Annotated in this window: 14 protein-coding genes and 1 pseudogene; 12 read left to right on the top strand and 3 right to left on the bottom strand. The window is 50.1% G+C overall.

What is annotated here, in order from left to right:
• Window positions 1–138: 138 nt before the first annotated feature.
• The 3 genes and pseudogenes from ON064_RS11975 to ON064_RS11965 form a co-directional block, all read right to left on the bottom strand.
• Window positions 139–816, bottom strand: coding sequence for an amino acid ABC transporter permease (locus ON064_RS11975; RefSeq protein WP_058383536.1), 678 nt, complete (start codon window positions 814–816; stop codon window positions 139–141).
• A 15-nt stretch (window positions 817–831) separates the two neighbouring features.
• A complete protein-coding gene (locus ON064_RS11970; protein ID WP_274624949.1) occupies window positions 832–1,671 on the bottom strand; it encodes a transporter substrate-binding domain-containing protein in 840 nt (279 codons plus the stop codon).
• A 168-nt stretch (window positions 1,672–1,839) separates the two neighbouring features.
• Window positions 1,840–3,455, bottom strand: a pseudogene (locus ON064_RS11965) (Rqc2 family fibronectin-binding protein).
• A gap of 122 nt (window positions 3,456–3,577) precedes the next feature.
• On the opposite strand from ON064_RS11965, the gene ON064_RS11960 reads away from it, so the two are divergent.
• The 12 genes from ON064_RS11960 to rpe all read left to right on the top strand — a co-directional run bounded on the left by ON064_RS11960 (window position 3,578) and on the right by rpe (window position 15,562).
• The gene (locus ON064_RS11960; protein ID WP_121297740.1) at window positions 3,578–3,847 is read left to right on the top strand and encodes an extracellular matrix/biofilm biosynthesis regulator RemA family protein; all 270 of its coding nucleotides are present in this window, start codon (window positions 3,578–3,580) and stop codon (window positions 3,845–3,847) included.
• A 1-nt stretch (window position 3,848) separates the two neighbouring features.
• Entirely contained in the window at window positions 3,849–4,469 is a 621-nt protein-coding gene (gene gmk, locus ON064_RS11955) for a guanylate kinase (RefSeq protein ID WP_058383539.1), read from the top strand.
• Window positions 4,469–4,693: a DNA-directed RNA polymerase subunit omega gene (rpoZ, locus tag ON064_RS11950; RefSeq protein WP_101190551.1), complete on the top strand. Its 225-nt coding sequence runs from the start codon at window positions 4,469–4,471 to the stop codon at window positions 4,691–4,693. Before gmk ends, rpoZ begins: the two co-directional genes overlap by 1 nt.
• A gap of 75 nt (window positions 4,694–4,768) precedes the next feature.
• A complete protein-coding gene (gene coaBC / locus ON064_RS11945) occupies window positions 4,769–5,968 on the top strand; it encodes a bifunctional phosphopantothenoylcysteine decarboxylase/phosphopantothenate--cysteine ligase CoaBC (RefSeq protein ID WP_274624948.1) in 1,200 nt (399 codons plus the stop codon).
• Window positions 5,965–8,361: a primosomal protein N' gene (priA, locus tag ON064_RS11940; protein ID WP_274624947.1), complete on the top strand. Its 2,397-nt coding sequence runs from the start codon at window positions 5,965–5,967 to the stop codon at window positions 8,359–8,361. The genes coaBC and priA overlap by 4 nt, the downstream gene beginning before the upstream one ends.
• Window positions 8,362–8,379: 18 nt before the next feature.
• Window positions 8,380–8,886 (top strand): peptide deformylase, encoded by a 507-nt coding sequence (gene def / locus ON064_RS11935; protein ID WP_274624946.1) that lies wholly within the window; start codon window positions 8,380–8,382, stop codon window positions 8,884–8,886.
• Window positions 8,883–9,875: a methionyl-tRNA formyltransferase gene (gene fmt / locus ON064_RS11930; RefSeq protein WP_274624945.1), complete on the top strand. Its 993-nt coding sequence runs from the start codon at window positions 8,883–8,885 to the stop codon at window positions 9,873–9,875. The genes def and fmt overlap by 4 nt, the downstream gene beginning before the upstream one ends.
• On the top strand, window positions 9,872–11,227 hold the full coding sequence (rsmB, locus tag ON064_RS11925) for a 16S rRNA (cytosine(967)-C(5))-methyltransferase RsmB (RefSeq protein ID WP_274624944.1): 1,356 nt from the start codon (window positions 9,872–9,874) through the stop codon (window positions 11,225–11,227). The genes fmt and rsmB overlap by 4 nt, the downstream gene beginning before the upstream one ends.
• A gap of 18 nt (window positions 11,228–11,245) precedes the next feature.
• Entirely contained in the window at window positions 11,246–11,995 is a 750-nt protein-coding gene (locus tag ON064_RS11920) for a Stp1/IreP family PP2C-type Ser/Thr phosphatase (protein WP_274624943.1), read from the top strand.
• Window positions 11,996–11,997: 2 nt separating this feature from the next.
• Window positions 11,998–13,974 carry a Stk1 family PASTA domain-containing Ser/Thr kinase gene (gene pknB / locus ON064_RS11915; protein ID WP_274624942.1) on the top strand — a complete coding sequence of 659 codons (1,977 nt, stop codon included), beginning with the start codon at window positions 11,998–12,000 and terminating at the stop codon, window positions 13,972–13,974.
• A gap of 33 nt (window positions 13,975–14,007) precedes the next feature.
• Entirely contained in the window at window positions 14,008–14,904 is an 897-nt protein-coding gene (gene rsgA, locus ON064_RS11910; protein ID WP_121297732.1) for a ribosome small subunit-dependent GTPase A, read from the top strand.
• Window positions 14,897–15,562 carry a ribulose-phosphate 3-epimerase gene (gene rpe, locus ON064_RS11905; protein ID WP_274624941.1) on the top strand — a complete coding sequence of 222 codons (666 nt, stop codon included), beginning with the start codon at window positions 14,897–14,899 and terminating at the stop codon, window positions 15,560–15,562. The genes rsgA and rpe overlap by 8 nt, the downstream gene beginning before the upstream one ends.
• Window positions 15,563–15,584: the final 22 nt, after the last annotated feature.

The following is a 15,584-nucleotide window of genomic DNA, read 5'->3' as shown; positions in this document are numbered from 1 at the left end:
ACGCTTCTCCAAATACTCAGATAGCACATTGATTTTTGAATGTAGAAATGGTGCTTTCCTTTTTCATTCATAGCGAATTATAGACTTCTTCCACACTCTGAAAACCGCACCGGATAAAGTTCCGGTGCGGTTTTAGTTTTACAAGTATTCCGCGTAGCGTTTTTCCAGGTAGTTCTGCAGAACGGTCATGACTGTGCAGATGGCCCAGTAGATGAGCGCGACCAGGATGAGCAATGTCAACAGGTCGTATTCACGTGCGCCGACAATGCGCGCTTTTTGGAAAATCTCCGGGACCGTGATCATGGCCGCGAGCGATGATGCCTTGATCAGGTCCAAATAGACATTCGATAAGGGTGGCACCGCAATGCGCACCGATTGCGGCAAGATGATCCGGCGCATCGTCTGCCAATAGCTAAGGCCAAGTGCGGTGGACGATTCCCATTGGCCTTTGTCGACAGACGCAAGAGCTGACCGGAACACTTCCGCGATATAGGCGGCGCTATTGATCGTAAAGCCGATGAGCGCTGCTTGCAAGGCGGTGAATTCGAGGCCGATGACAGGAAGTGCGAAATACAGCAAAAACAAGATGACTAGAATCGGCACACCGCGCATGAATGATATATAAAGGCGCGCCGGCAGATGGAGCAGCGGCTGTTTTGACGTCCTGGCGAGCGCCATGAAAAAGCCGATGACCAGTCCGCCGAGCATGCTGCCCATCGAAATCAACAGCGTCAACCAAATGCCTTCAAGCACATAGGGCAAGGAATTGATGGCAAGTTCGGGATCGAACAACAGCCCCCATTCGATATCGCTCATACAGATGGCCCTCCTTTAATTTGCCTCTTCGACATCCGGTTCGACGGAAACGTCCGCCCCGTCGAAGAATTCGGCTGAGATATCACTGATGGTGCCGTCGGAAAGCATTTCCTCAAGTGTGGTATTGACTTGTTCGAGAAGTTCTTCATTATCTTCATTAACGACCAGCCCGACTTCAGATGGTAGGTATTTGATATCCGGATGGATGGTTATGTTCAATTCCGGAAAAGCGGCGACGCCGAATTTCGACAAATAATAATCATTCAAAATGACATCGGTCCGTCCGATAGACACGTCACGCAAATAGATTTCATTCGTCGCATTGTCATACGTCACTTCTTCCGCCCCATAATCGCGGGCGATCTGCATATAGACGGATGTTGAGACGCCGGCTGCTTTTTTACCTTCCAAGTCTTCGAGTGATTCGATTCCGGACAGGTCGTCTTTACGTACGACGGCGGTGCCGTAGGAATATTTGATCGGTGTAGAAAACAGGAATTGATCGGTCATTTCTTCCGTCACTTCGATATCGTTCGCTGCCATATCGAGCTGTCCTGTGCTGACGCTTGTCAGCATTTCGTCGAATCCGAGTTCGCGGAATTCGATGTCAAGATCCAGGCGTTTGCCGAGTTCCCGTACGACTTCTACTTCAAAGCCCGTCAATTCGCCGCTCTCTTCGTCGCGGAATGAAGTCGCCAACAGTGTGCCGGATGTACCGACAGTCAAGACGCCTTCCTCCTGGATGCGGTCCCATTCTGACGGCTGTTCGGTTTCAGCAGCGTCATTTCCGCAAGCTGATAATGCAATTGCTGCCGTACCGAACAGGGCGGCAGTTATGTATGTTCGTTTCGTCATGATATTCAATGATAGGCCCCCTTAATTGATGTCCTATAAAAAGATAGCATTAACTATAGCTTGGGGCAATGCTTTGTCGCACTAATAATATTATAATATTATTATGTAAACTTAATTACTGGTAAGAAAAAACCCGCACTGCAAAAGCCAGTACGGGCATGTCCAAACCTATTTTTTCAATTTCAACACCAGGTCTTCATCCGGCGTGACGTAGACGGTCTTGGTTTTTTCACTTGGCGGACTTCGGTGTAATCGACCGGGACAGAAGCCGATTCGCGCGCTTTGCTGAAATAAGCGGCGATGCTGGCAGCTTCTAGGATGGTGTCTTCATCCGGTTCTTGCGAATGGATGATGACATGCGATCCCGGAATGTCTTTCGTGTGCAGCCATGTATCGGATTTCGATGCGACCTTGAAGGTCACATAATCGTTTTGCTTATTGTTTTTGCCGACTGAAATCGGAATGCCGGTGCTCGATACATAATGCTCGACATTCGGCTTTTGCGGCTTTTTCTTTTTCTTCGATTTCTGTGCTTTCATATAGCCTTGTTCCGCCAATTCTTCACGGATCTCTTCGATATCGGAGAGCCCCGCCTGTTGCACTTGCTGCATGAGCAATTCGAAATAGCGGATATCTTCTTCCGTCTTTTCGATTTGCTCATGCGTTTTAACGACCGCTGTTTTGGCTTTTTGGTAACGCGAATAGTATTTCTGGGAATTCTCAATTGGCGTCTTGCGCGGGTCGAGCGTGATCGTCACAGTTTCTTCATTATAATAATTAACGACTTCTACTTGTTTCATGCCTTTTTTGATTGTGTGCAGATTGGCCATGATCAATTCGCCATTTAATTGCAATTGGTCGCGTTTTTGTGCTTGGTCCTGTTCTTTCTGAAGCTTTTTGAGCTTTAATTTCAATTTGGCGATTTCGTTTTGAAGCCAGCGTTCCAAATCGCCTGCCTGTTGCTTGACGCGGTCGCGCTCGGCTTTCGCGTAATAAATCCGGTCGAGCAGTTCGGATAAATTGTCAAAACGCATATTATCCTGCCCGAGATGGGTCAATTCAGTTGCAGAAAAATAGCTTTTTCCTTGCTGTTCGACGTAATAGCCGGTCGGTTCCGGATTATTGAAGTCCTGCAAAAAGGCTGCTGCGCTTTCAGGATTCCGTTCAAGCCGGTAGTTCAACTCTTTCGCAGTCAGCGGGGAAAAGCCGGCAAACTGCGAGACGATTTCCTTGTCGGTAAGCCCGCTGAAGTCAGCATCCTCTGCAAATGGATCCTGTTTGTCTTGGGAAGGCGGGAAAATATAATCCTGGCCCGGTAAAATCGTCCGGTAGGAGTTGACGCTCGGCGGCAAATGCTTGAGGCTGTCGAGAATCATGTCGCGCTCGGCGTCGACTAAAATGATATTCGAATGCCGGCCCATCATTTCTACATGAAGCTCGCGTTCGATTTCGTCGCCGATTTCGTTGCGTGCGCGGATGCGCAGGATGATCAGCCGGTCGGAGCCGTGCTGCTCGACGCCCGTGATGACGCCGCCCTCAATGTGTTTGCGGAGCAGCATACAGAACATCGGCGGTTCCGATGGGTTGACGTTTGCCGTGTTCGTCAAATGGATCCGTGAATAGGACGGGTGGATCGAGATGAGCAATTTATGGTTTTTTCCTTGTGCGCGTATGTGCAGGAGCAGTTCGAGCTGATTAGGCTGATGAACTTTTGAAATCCTTCCGGTGATGAGCTGTTGCAATTCGCTCGTCATCGCTTTCGTAAATAATCCATCAAATGCCATGAAAAATCCCTCTTTCAAATCGTTTTGTTCCATCTTATCATTTTCACGGAAGAATATGATATAATAAGACAGTTAGTTTTAAGCGTGAATATATTACTTGAGCATCGATGGCGGTGAGGAAGATGAAGAGAAAGCCGAAGTTCATATCCATTGGGGCGGGCAATGCGGTGTCAGTGAACCGCATCGTTTCGATGATCCAGCCGGACTCGGCGCCTTCCAAGCGCTTGATGCAGGAAGCGCGCAGCAAAGGCTTGCTCGTCGATGCGACAGGCGGCAAGAAGACCAAGTCGATCTTTATCATGGATAGTGATCATGTGGTCATTTCCGCCTTGTCGGTCGAGACGGCCCTTGCGCGGATTGAAGAAAATGATGATGAGGCAAGCGAGGGATAAAATGAGAAAACATCGTGGACTGCTCATCGTGCTGTCCGGGCCTTCGGGCGTCGGCAAAGGCACGGTGCGAAAAGAGCTGTTCCAACAGCCGGATACAAATTATGAATATTCCATTTCCATGACGACGCGCTCACCGCGTGAAGGGGAAGTGGACGAAGTCGATTATTTCTTCAAGACCCGTCATGAGTTTGAAGAACTGATCGACCAAGGGCAATTGCTTGAATATGCCGAGTACGTCGGCAATTATTACGGCACGCCGCTCGAATACGTCAATAAAATGCGCGATGCCGGGCGTGATGTGTTCTTGGAAATCGAAGTGCAGGGGGCAGCGCAAGTGCGCGATAAAGTGCCGGATGGCTTGTTCATCTTCCTTGCGCCGCCTAGCCTCTCAGAACTCGAAGAGCGCTTGGTCGGCCGTGGCACGGAGTCGGATGAAGTGATTGCTTCCCGCATCCATGCCGCCAGGAAAGAACTCGAGATGATGAACCTGTACGATTACGTCGTCGAAAATGATGAAGTCGAACACGCATGCGACCGTATCAATGCCATCATCATCGCAGAACATTGCAAGCGAGAACGCGTCGAAAAAAGATACTTAGATATGCTAAAGGAGAATGCCTGATGTTATACCCATCCGTTGATAAACTGAAAAGCCGCATCGATTCGAAATACTCCCTGGTCGCTTTGGCGTCCAAGAGAGCCCGCCAATTGCACGAACATGGCGATGAAAAACTTGATTCCTACGTATCCCACAAAGCGGTTGGAAAAGCGCTTGAAGAGATTGCAGCTGGTGCATTGACGCCGGTTCAGCAAGATGCATCTGCGATTTACGAAGACGAAATTTAACTTATGATCTCAATTGACGACTCCCAGAGCGAACCTGTTCTTTGGGAGTTTGTTGTTTAGAAAGGGTGTTTAGCGGTGTTGGCAAATCGAAAAATCCTATTATGTGTAAGCGGCGGCATCGCCGTCTATAAAGCGGTAGCCCTCGTCAGCAAATTGTCCCAGGCAGGGGCGGAAGTGAAGGTCATCATGACAGAATCAGCGAAGCAATTCGTCCAGCCTTTATCGTTCCAGGTCATGTCCAGAAACGATGTCTATTTTGATACATTCGACGAAAAAGATTCTTCAGTCATTGCCCATATCGATTTGGCGGACTGGGCAGACCTCGTGATCGTCGCGCCTGCTACCGCCAATATGATCGCTAAAATGGCAAATGGCCTAGGCGATGATATGGTCTCGACGATATTGCTTGCAACGACAGCACCGATTTGGGTCGCGCCTGCGATGAATGTCCATATGTACGACCATCCCGCAGTCAAGCGCAATATCGACCGTTTGCATCATGACGGCATCCGTTTCATCGAGCCGTCTGAAGGCTTTTTGGCCTGTGGCTATGTCGGCAAAGGACGTTTGGAGGAGCCGGAGAAAATCACTGAACTGGTGGCCGGCCATTTCATGAAAAACAAGCCGTTAAAAGGCAAGAAAGTGGTCGTGACGGCTGGGCCGACTCGGGAACGAATCGACCCGGTGCGTTTTTTGACGAACTTTTCAAGCGGCAAGATGGGCTATGCCATGGCAGAAGCGGCAGCGGAACTCGGCGCTGAGACAATTTTGATTAGCGGCCCGGTGTCATTGCCGGTGCCAAGCGGTGTCAAACGCATTCAAGTCGAAAGCGCACAGCAGATGCTCGAAGCGGTACTTGGCGAATACGACAGCGCAGACTTGGTCGTCAAGACAGCAGCTGTCGCTGATTACCGCCCGGCGGCCGTCGCGGGGCAGAAGGTTAAGAAAAAAGAAGGAAATTCAGTCCTTGAGCTGGAGCGCACAGTAGATATCCTGCAGCAGCTCGGCCAACTGAAGGGCCATCAAATCCTGGTCGGCTTCGCGGCAGAGACCGATCATGTAGCGCAATATGCAAAAGATAAACTCGAGCGGAAAAATGCTGATTATATCATCGCCAACGATGTCAGTGCGGATTCGGCGGGCTTTGATCATGACACGAATGCAGTGACGGTATACGGCCGCGGGGAATTCGAAAGGGCATTCCCGGTCATGCCGAAAAAAGCGCTTGCGCTCGATTTGTTAACGCTTATCACTGAAAAGGAATTTGCAAAATGATTGCCGAAGTCATCGTCGATGTTGCCGCACATCCGATTGACCGGCCGTTCGATTATGCAGTGCCGGAAAAATTCCAGGCACTCACCGAGCCGGGCATGCGCGTCAAAGTGCCTTTTGGCAACCGCAAAGTGCTTGGCTTTATTACAACTATCAAAGAAACATCCGAATTTGACCCAAAACGGCTCAAGCCGATACACGAATTGATGGATGTCGTGCCCGTATTGAACGTAGAAATGCTCGAGCTTGCACAATGGATGAAACGCCAGACAGTGTGTTTTGAAATCGATGCCCTGCAAGTCATGGTGCCAGCAGCACTTCGCGCCAAATACGAGAAGCGGTTCGTGTTGAATGCTGCTATTGAAGAGCTGCCGAAAGAGCTGCATCCGTATTTCGGCGCACGTGACTTTGTCCGTGCCCAGGAAGCGGAATCCGTATATGGGTTGATGAAAAAGGAAATGGATAAAGGTACGGTGTTGGCGGATACGAACATCCAGCAGAAAACCGGCGTGAAAAAAATACGCATGGTCCATATTACAGATTCTGTAGAAGATATAGAAAATATTTCCATAAGAGCGAACGCCAAGCAGCAATTAAAGCTGCAGGAGTTTTTCTTGAAACACGTGGGCCAAAGCTTTGAATCTTCCCAACTGCAAAAACAGGCAGGTGTTTCGCTTCCGACGGTTAACGCTCTGGCGGAAAAAGGCTTGGCCAATTTTTCGTCCATGGAATCGTACAGGGACCCTTCACTTCTGACCGCTATTGAACAAAAGATCGCCTTGGATTTGACTGATGAACAGCAAACGGCATTCGATGCTATCCAATCCTCCCTCAACACGGAAAAAACCTTTTTGCTTCACGGCATCACCGGCAGCGGAAAAACGGAGATATATTTACAGACGATCGCCCAAGTGCTTGAAGAAGGCAAGGAAGCGATCATGCTCGTCCCGGAAATTTCCTTGACGCCACAGATGACCATCCGCTTTAAGGAACGTTTCGGCGATTTGGTCGCAGTATTGCATAGCGGCTTATCGGCAGGGGAAAAATACGACGAATGGCGAAAAATCCAGCGTGCGGAAGTGAAAGTCGTGGTAGGGGCGCGTTCAGCGATTTTTGCGCCGTTTCAAAATCTCGGCTTGATCATCCTCGACGAAGAGCATGAATCCAGCTATAAACAAGACGACTCGCCCCGCTACCACGCACGGGATGTGGCAATCTGGCGCAGCCAGCAGCATCAATGCCCCGTCATTCTTGGTAGCGCGACGCCATCACTTGAATCGTATGCGCGTGCCCAAAAAGGCGTCTATGAATTACTCGCGCTGAAAAACCGGGCGAAAAACCAGCCGCTGCCTGAGGTTCATATTGTCGATATGCGCGAAGAGCTGCGCACCGGAAACCGGTCGATGTTTTCTGTGGAATTGGCGGAAGCGATACGCGAGCGCCTGGCACGGAAAGAGCAAGTCGTGCTGTTTTTGAACAAGCGCGGCTACTCGTCATTCGTCTTATGCCGCGACTGCGGAACGGTGCTGCAATGCCCGAACTGCGATATTTCGCTAACCTATCACCGGGCAAGCGAACGCATGAAATGCCATTATTGCGGCTATGATGAACCCGTTCCGACGACTTGCCCGGAATGCGAAAGTGACCATATCCGCTTTTTCGGCACAGGAACCCAAAAAGTTGAAGAGGAACTGGCAAAGCTCGTGCCGGATGCGCGCGTGTTGCGGATGGATGTCGATACGACCCGCAATAAAGGCGCACATGAAAAGATCTTGTCAGCGTTCGGAGAAGGCAAGGCCGATATTCTCCTCGGCACGCAAATGATCGCCAAAGGCTTGGATTTCCCGAATATTACATTGGTCGGTGTCTTATCGGCGGATACAACTTTGCATTTGCCGGATTTCCGTGCAGCCGAGAAAACCTATCAATTATTGACGCAAGTGAGCGGTCGTGCAGGACGCGACGTATTGCCGGGAGAAGTGTATGTGCAAACCTATACGCCGGAGCATTATGCGATCACGCTCGCAAAAGACCAATTATACGAACCGTTCTATGAGCAGGAAATGGCCATGCGGCGGGCAAGCGGATATCCTCCATATTATTATGTCGTTAATATCCAGTTCACCCATGAGGATTTGATGACGGTGTCGGGCTATGCCCAGCAGATGACTGAATATCTGCGCCACCGCCTGTCGCCCAAAACTATCATTATCGGGCCTTCCGCATCGCTAATCGCCCGTGTGAACAATAGATATCGATATCAATGTTTGATAAAATACAAAAATGAACCGAAGCTGGCTGAAGTGCTGCAGCAATTGATTAAAATCTATCGCAGCGACTGGATTAAAACGGGTGCGACTTTGTCCATCGACATGAATCCAACAGCAGTCATGTAGCAGAAATGAGGAATAGAAATGGCAATCCGTGAAATTGTGAAACACCCGAACGAAGTATTAGAAACCCCGTGCAAGACAGTCACTGAATTCGACCGTCAGCTCGCTGTTTTATTGGATGATATGCACGAGACAATGATCGAAGCGGACGGTGTCGGCATTGCCGCACCGCAAGTGGGTGTCTCACTGCGCGTCGCGATCGTCGATTTCCAAGAAGGGCAGGAGCCGATTGAAATGATCAATCCGGAACTCGCGCTATTCGAAGGGAAAGAGACGGATATCGAAGGCTGCTTGAGCTTCCCGGGTATTTTCGGGGAAGTCGAGCGCCACGGCCGCATCAAAATCAAAGCCCAGGAACGCGACGGCTCTTGGTATGAGCTAGAGGCGGAAGGTTACGAAGCGCGTGCCATCCTTCATGAAATGGACCATTTGGACGGCGTGCTGTTCACGAGCAAAATCGAGAAATATGTCACCCAAGAAGAATTGGATGAACTAATCCGCCAGCAGGAAGAGGAGGATTCGCTTTGACCAAAATTGTTTTCATGGGAACGCCGGCATTTTCGGCTCCAATCCTGAAGATGCTTGCCGAAGAAGGATACGACATCGTTTCGGTCGTTACACAGCCCGGAATCCTGAAGATGCTTGCCGAAGAAGGATACGACATCGTTTCGGTCGTTACACAGCCCGACCGCCCTGTGGGCAGGAAGAAAATCCTGACGCCGACACCGGTGAAAGAGCAAGCATTGGAACTTCGATTGCCGGTCTACCAACCGGAAAAACTGAAAGATCCCGAACAAGCGCAAAAAATTCTCGACCTTAAGCCGGATTTGATTGTGACAGCAGCATTCGGGCAAATCTTGCCGACATCGGTACTCGAAGCCCCGAAACTGGGCGCCATCAACGTGCACGCCTCACTGCTTCCGGAATACCGCGGCGGTGCGCCGATCCACCAGGCGATCATTGACGGCAAAAAAGAAACTGGCGTGACGATCATGTATATGGTGGACCGTTTGGATGCAGGGGATATCATTTCACAAAAATCGGTACCGATTGAAGAAACGGACCATACCGGCAGCATGTTCGATAAATTGAGTGTGGCAGGAATGGAGTTGTTGAAAGCAACCTTGCCGTCGATCATCGACGGGACCAATGCGCGAATTCCACAGGACGAAGAGCGCGTTACGTTTGCACGCAATATTTCACGGGAGCAGGAACGCATCGACTGGAACAAATCCGCACGCGAAATCTATAACCAAGTGCGCGGGTTGCATCCATGGCCAGTCGCATTCACAACTTTAGCAGACGCCAATGTCAAATTGTGGTGGACGGAAATTGCCGACAGCCAGAAAACCGGCGCGCCGGGTGAAATCATCGAATTGGCAAAAGATGCCATTATCGTCCAAACCGGCGAAGGCACACTTGCCATCAAAGAATTGCAGCCGGCTGGAAAAAAACGCATGACGGCTGAAGATTATTTACGTGGGCCGAAATTACAGGCAGGGGATCGATTCGAATGAAAAACAAAAAAATCCACGGCAATGTAAGAGATGCTGCATTGTCGATTCTCTATGCTGTGGAAAACAAACAGGCATATAGCAACCTCTTATTGAATACAACAATGGACAGCTATGGCATTTCCGCTAAAAATAAAGGCTTGTTGACGGAAATCACTTACGGCACGCTGCAGCATCAAATGACCTTGGATTATTATTTAGAACCGTATATTAAAGGCAAGCTCGATCCATGGGTGCGGACGCTTTTACGCTTATCGCTTTATCAGATCGTTTACTTGGACCGCATCCCGTTCCATGCCGTCATCAACGAAGCGGTGGAAATCGCTAAAAGGCGCGGACATGGGGGCATTGCGTCTGTTGTGAACGGCATTCTGCGCTCCGTCCAGCGGTCAGGCGTGCGTTCATTCAATGAAATTGCCGACCCGATCGAAAAGATTTCCATTGAAACAAGCCACCCGACGTGGATGATCAAGCGCTGGTCGGAACAATTCGGCATGCAAAAAGCCCGCGAAATGGCGCTCGAGAACAATAAAGCGCCGCTCCAGACGGTGCGCGTCAATACCGTTCAGGCGACACCGGAACAAGTGATCGAAATGCTTGAATCGGAAGGGTTGACTGCCGAACCAAGCAAGATTATCCCTGAATGCCTTGTCCTCACGGGCGGGCAACCGGTTCGCACGCAAGCATTCGAAAAAGGATTTATCACCATACAAGACGAAAGTTCAATGCTGCCGGCTTATGCGCTGCAAGTGGAACCTGGCATGACCGTGCTCGATATGTGCGCGGCGCCTGGCGGGAAGACAACCCATATCGCCGAAAAGCTCGAAGGATATGGAAAAGTGCTGGCGATGGATTTGCACGCCCATAAAGTCAAATTGATTGAAGAAACCGCCAAGCGCTTAGGCCACCAGACAATCGAAACTACCGTGGGAGACGGCCGGGACAGCAGCGACCGCTTCGGCGAAGAAAAATTCGACCGCATCCTGGTAGACGCACCTTGCAGTGGGCTCGGCGTCATCAAACGCAAGCCGGATATCAAATACACGAAAACGCCGGATGATTTCGGGCGCTTGCAGACGATTCAGCTTGCGCTTCTCGATGAAGCAGTGAAGTTGTTGAAGCCAGGCGGCATTCTCGTCTACAGCACGTGTACGGTCGATACCGAAGAGAACCGTGGAACTGCCGAGAAGTTCATGAACACACATCCGCAAATGAAACAGATCTCTACTGAATTGCCTGCCGCTTTCAAGAGCAAAGGCAAAGGATTTGTCCAAGTCTTCCCGCAGGATTTCGGGAGTGACGGATTTTTTATCGCAAGCTTCAGAAAAACCGACGGCCAAGTTGCCGAAAGCTAAAAAACGGGGTGTCCACTATTGTTTCAGTATGTAATTGAAAGCGATACCGGTAGAAAAAGGGAAGTCAATGAAGACCGCGTCGCTGTGCTCAAACGCCCCAGCGGATTATTGCTCGCGCTTGTCGCAGACGGCATGGGCGGCCATAATGCAGGAGACGTTGCTAGCCGGATGACGGTTGATGAACTCAGCAGAAGGTTCATGGAAGCGGACGAAGAAACGTTCCAGACGACAGAAGAAAAGACGGCCTGGCTATCTGGCCAAGTGTTGCAAGTCAACCGGCTTGTGTATGAACATTCCATCACCCATAGTGAATGCAAAGGAATGGGAACGACTCTGATCGCCGCATTGATTGAAGGAAATGATTGTGTGCTATGCCATATCGGCGACAGCCGTGCGTATGTCATCGGCCCGTCGATGGCGCAAGTGACGCGTGATCATTCCTATGTCAATGTGCTAGTCGATAACGGGGAAATTACTCAACAGCAGGCGGAAGACCATCCGAAGAAAAACTGGATCCTGCGCTCACTGGGCACGGAACCTGACATCGAGAGGGAAATGCATCATTTTTCTCTCGCTGGCACTTCTTATTTCCTGATATGCACTGACGGATTAAGCAATAAATTGAACGAGAGGGACATTTCGTCGATTGTCCGCTCGAAAGCTTCATTGTCTCAAAAAGGCAAAGCCTTGATTGCGCTGGCCAATGACCTCGGCGGAGAAGACAATATTTCATTTGTATTGTTGACGGCGCTTGGTGAGGAGGTGTAGCGATGTTAGTTGGAAAACGAATCAACGGCCGCTATAAGGTACTCGAGGCGATCGGCAGCGGGGGCATGTCCAATGTCTATTTGGCACATGACATGATCCTTGACCGTGACGTCGCCATCAAAGTGCTGCGCTACGACTTCAGCAATGAAGAGGAATTGCGCCGCCGCTTCAAACGGGAAGCGTTGTCTTCGACAAGTCTTGGCCATCCGAACATCGTCAGTATTTTCGATGTCGGGGAAGACAATGACTTGCCATATCTCGTCATGGAGTATGTACCTGGAGATACGTTGAAAGAATACATCATCAAACATTCCCCGGTTGAACCGGAACGCGCCGTGGAAATCATGAAGCAATTGGCATCTGCCCTTGCGCATGCCCACCACAACCATATTGTCCACCGGGATATCAAGCCGCAGAACGTGCTAGTGGACGAAGACGGCAACGTCAAAATCTCAGATTTCGGCATTGCCATGGCATTGAGTGCCACTTCCTACACACAGACCAATTCGGTGCTCGGGACTGTTCATTACCTGTCTCCGGAACAAGCGAGAGGCGGCACCGCCAATAAGAAATCCGATATTTATTCGCTCGGCATCGTCATGTATGAGCTGTTGACTGGAAAGCTGCCATTTTCAGGTGAATCAGCTGTGGCTATCGCTTTGAAGCATCTGCAAACGGAAACGCCTTCATTGAAAGAAACCGTACCGGACCTGCCGCAAAGCCTTGAAAATATCGTATTGAAAGCGACCGCCAAAAATCCGCAATACCGCTATGCTTCAGCGGATGAAATGGCAGAAGACCTTTCGACGGCGCTCACTCCGGAACGGATCAACGAACCGAAATTTGCCGTGCCGGTAGACGAAGGGGAAACACGCGCCATGCCGGCGATCAAAGATACGGGCACATACGAACAAGCAGATGCGACCAAAACGATGGCGCTTCCTGTCAAAGAGGATAAAAAAGAGAAGAACAAGCCGCCTGAGAAGAAAAAACGCAAGAAGACGCCGATTGTCTTGGCGATTTTCGCCGCCTTGATCTTGATCGGGTTAATCACAGCCTTTGCGTTCCCGGGATTGTTTGAGCCTAGGCAAGTGGCCGTGCCGGATGTTTCCGGGATGGAAAGAGAAGCGGCACACGAAGAGCTGACCGCTGCTGGCTTTGTCGTTGCAGAAGAATCCGAACAATTCTCTGAGGAAGTCGACGAGAACCATGTGATCCGCACCATTCCAGAAGCTGGAAAGATGCGCGATCCAGAGTCGAGCATCAGCCTATTCATTAGCAGGGGCAAAGAAACAGCCGAGTTTGGTGATTATGTCGGCACGTCACTTGACCAGGCACAGCGTATGTTGGAAGGTTCGAATTATTCATCGGTTGATTCGCGGGAAGAGTTTTCCGATGAAGCGCCCGGCACAATCTTGAGCCAAAGCCCAGAAGCGGGAACTGAGGTCACCATCAGCGAGACCGCTGTCGAGTTTGTCGTCAGTAAAGGACCGGACATGCGCGAAGTGGAGGATTTGAGCGGCTATGGAGAAGCGCAATTAAATGAATATGCCCGTTCGTCAGGATTCAATATCCGCATCGTCCGTGAAGAAGAATCCGATTCTGTGGAAGCAGGATTGGTGTTGTCGCAAAACGTTGCGGGTGGTGAGATGCTTGAAGTCGGAAGCACGATCGAAGTCGTGCTGTCTTCCGGCAGTGCAGAACTTCCGGTGAACACTTACATCGAAACCGTGGAAATCCCTTATGAGCCGGCAGAACCTGCAGAAGAAGGCGAAGACCCGGTCGAGCAGACAATCCGCATCTATATCCAGGACCAAAACCAAAGCATGGTCGAACCGGTCGAAGAATTCACCATCACGGAAACGACCGAACACCAGATTGAAATGCAGATTGTCGAAGGCGGCAGCGCTTCTTACCGAATTGTCAGGGATGCCACGATCATCCTAGAAAAAACAGTGGACTATGAGAACGCAGAATAATACAACTATAATGAATAGATAAGGAGTGGTGCTATGCCGAAAGGTCAGATTAGGAAAGCGTTGAGTGGCTTCTATTATGTATTGGATGATGACGGTGAACGTTACACCCAGTGCCGAGGCCGTGGAGTTTTCCGCAACCGCCAAATCACGCCGCTCGTCGGAGATTTTGTCGAGTACAAAGCGGATAACGATCGCGAAGGGACGATACTGGATATTGATGAACGCAAAAATGAACTGGTGCGCCCACCTATCTCCAATATTGACCAGGCGATTTTAGTTTTTTCAGCCAAGCAGCCCGATTTCCATCCACTGTTATTGGACCGTTTCCTGGTAGCGGTTGAATCGTTTGATATCCAGCCGGTCATTTGCTTAACGAAAATCGATTTATTGTCGGATGCGGAGCGCGAAGAACTGGACCGTTATGCCGATGATTACCGGACAATCGGTTACGATGTCATTGAATCTTTCATAGATGACCCGACATTACAGGAAAGGCTGATGCCGGTCTTGGAAGGAAAGACAAGCGTTCTTGCGGGGCAGTCTGGCGTCGGGAAATCAACTTTGCTGAATACGATTTTGCCGTCGCTGAAGTTGAAGACCGATGACATCTCGCAAGCCTTGAACCGAGGCAAGCATACAACGCGCCATGTGGAATTGATCGAAGTGAATGGCGGTTTGCTGGCGGATACGCCGGGATTCAGCTCGTTTGACTTTGAACAGCTCGAGAAAGAACAATTGTCGGCATGCTTCCCGGAAATGGAACAACGCGCAGGCGGCTGTAAATTCCGCGAATGCCTGCATTTGAATGAACCGAAATGCGCCATTAAAAAAGCGGTCGAGACAGGGGACATCCCTGAATACCGCTATAAGCATTACTTGAAATTTTTGGAAGAAATAATGAATCGAAAGCCGAGGTATTCACATGATTAAAATTGCACCGTCTATTCTAGCAGCAGATTTCGCGAAACTTGGTCAAGAAGTACTGGAAGTCGAAAAAGCCGGAGCCGATTGGATTCACATTGATGTCATGGACGGTCATTTCGTCCCGAATATCACGATGGGACCGATTGTGGTCGATGCACTGCGCCCGTTGACACAGCTTCCTCTCGATGTCCATTTGATGATCGAGAACCCAGACCGCTACATCGAAGATTTTGCCAAGGCAGGAGCAGATTATATTACTGTCCATGTCGAAGCGTGCCCACATCTTCACCGCACCATCCAATTGATTCGTTCATTCGGCGTCAAACCGGGTGTCGTCTTGAACCCGCACACGCCGATCGAAACGATCCAGCATGTTCTGGAAGATATCGACTTGGTGCTGTTCATGACTGTTAACCCAGGATTTGGCGGACAGAAGTTCATCCATTCAGTCGTCCCGAAAGTTGCGGCATTGTCGCAACTGATCAAAGACAAAGACTTGTCTGTCGATATCCAAATCGATGGCGGCATCAATGAAGAAACGATTGTTCCGTGCGCGCAAGCAGGGGCGAATGTGTTCGTGGCCGGGTCAGCCATTTTCGGCAAACAAGACCGCACGCAAGCGTTGCAGGCGATCAAAAAGGCGGGGCAAGGAGTTATCTCGTGATTACCGTAATTACAGCAGGAGG

Origin of the sequence: Planococcus sp. A6 (genome assembly GCF_028823615.1) — a bacterium.
Classification (GTDB): domain Bacteria; phylum Bacillota; class Bacilli; order Bacillales_A; family Planococcaceae; genus Planococcus.
Note: the sequence above shows the minus strand (reverse complement) of the source record. Positions and strands in the feature narration are given on the sequence as shown.

Coding starts and splice junctions, on each gene's coding strand:
- ON064_RS11975 (WP_058383536.1), bottom strand. CDS start 816: ATGAGCGATATCGAATGGGGGCTGTTGTTCGATCCCGAACTTGCCATC.
- ON064_RS11970 (WP_274624949.1), bottom strand. CDS start 1,671: ATGACGAAACGAACATACATAACTGCCGCCCTGTTCGGTACGGCAGCA.
- ON064_RS11960 (WP_121297740.1), top strand. CDS start 3,578: ATGAAGAGAAAGCCGAAGTTCATATCCATTGGGGCGGGCAATGCGGTG.
- gmk (WP_058383539.1), top strand. CDS start 3,849: ATGAGAAAACATCGTGGACTGCTCATCGTGCTGTCCGGGCCTTCGGGC.
- rpoZ (WP_101190551.1), top strand. CDS start 4,469: ATGTTATACCCATCCGTTGATAAACTGAAAAGCCGCATCGATTCGAAA.
- priA (WP_274624947.1), top strand. CDS start 5,965: ATGATTGCCGAAGTCATCGTCGATGTTGCCGCACATCCGATTGACCGG.
- def (WP_274624946.1), top strand. CDS start 8,380: ATGGCAATCCGTGAAATTGTGAAACACCCGAACGAAGTATTAGAAACC.
- rsmB (WP_274624944.1), top strand. CDS start 9,872: ATGAAAAACAAAAAAATCCACGGCAATGTAAGAGATGCTGCATTGTCG.
- pknB (WP_274624942.1), top strand. CDS start 11,998: ATGTTAGTTGGAAAACGAATCAACGGCCGCTATAAGGTACTCGAGGCG.
- rsgA (WP_121297732.1), top strand. CDS start 14,008: ATGCCGAAAGGTCAGATTAGGAAAGCGTTGAGTGGCTTCTATTATGTA.
- rpe (WP_274624941.1), top strand. CDS start 14,897: ATGATTAAAATTGCACCGTCTATTCTAGCAGCAGATTTCGCGAAACTT.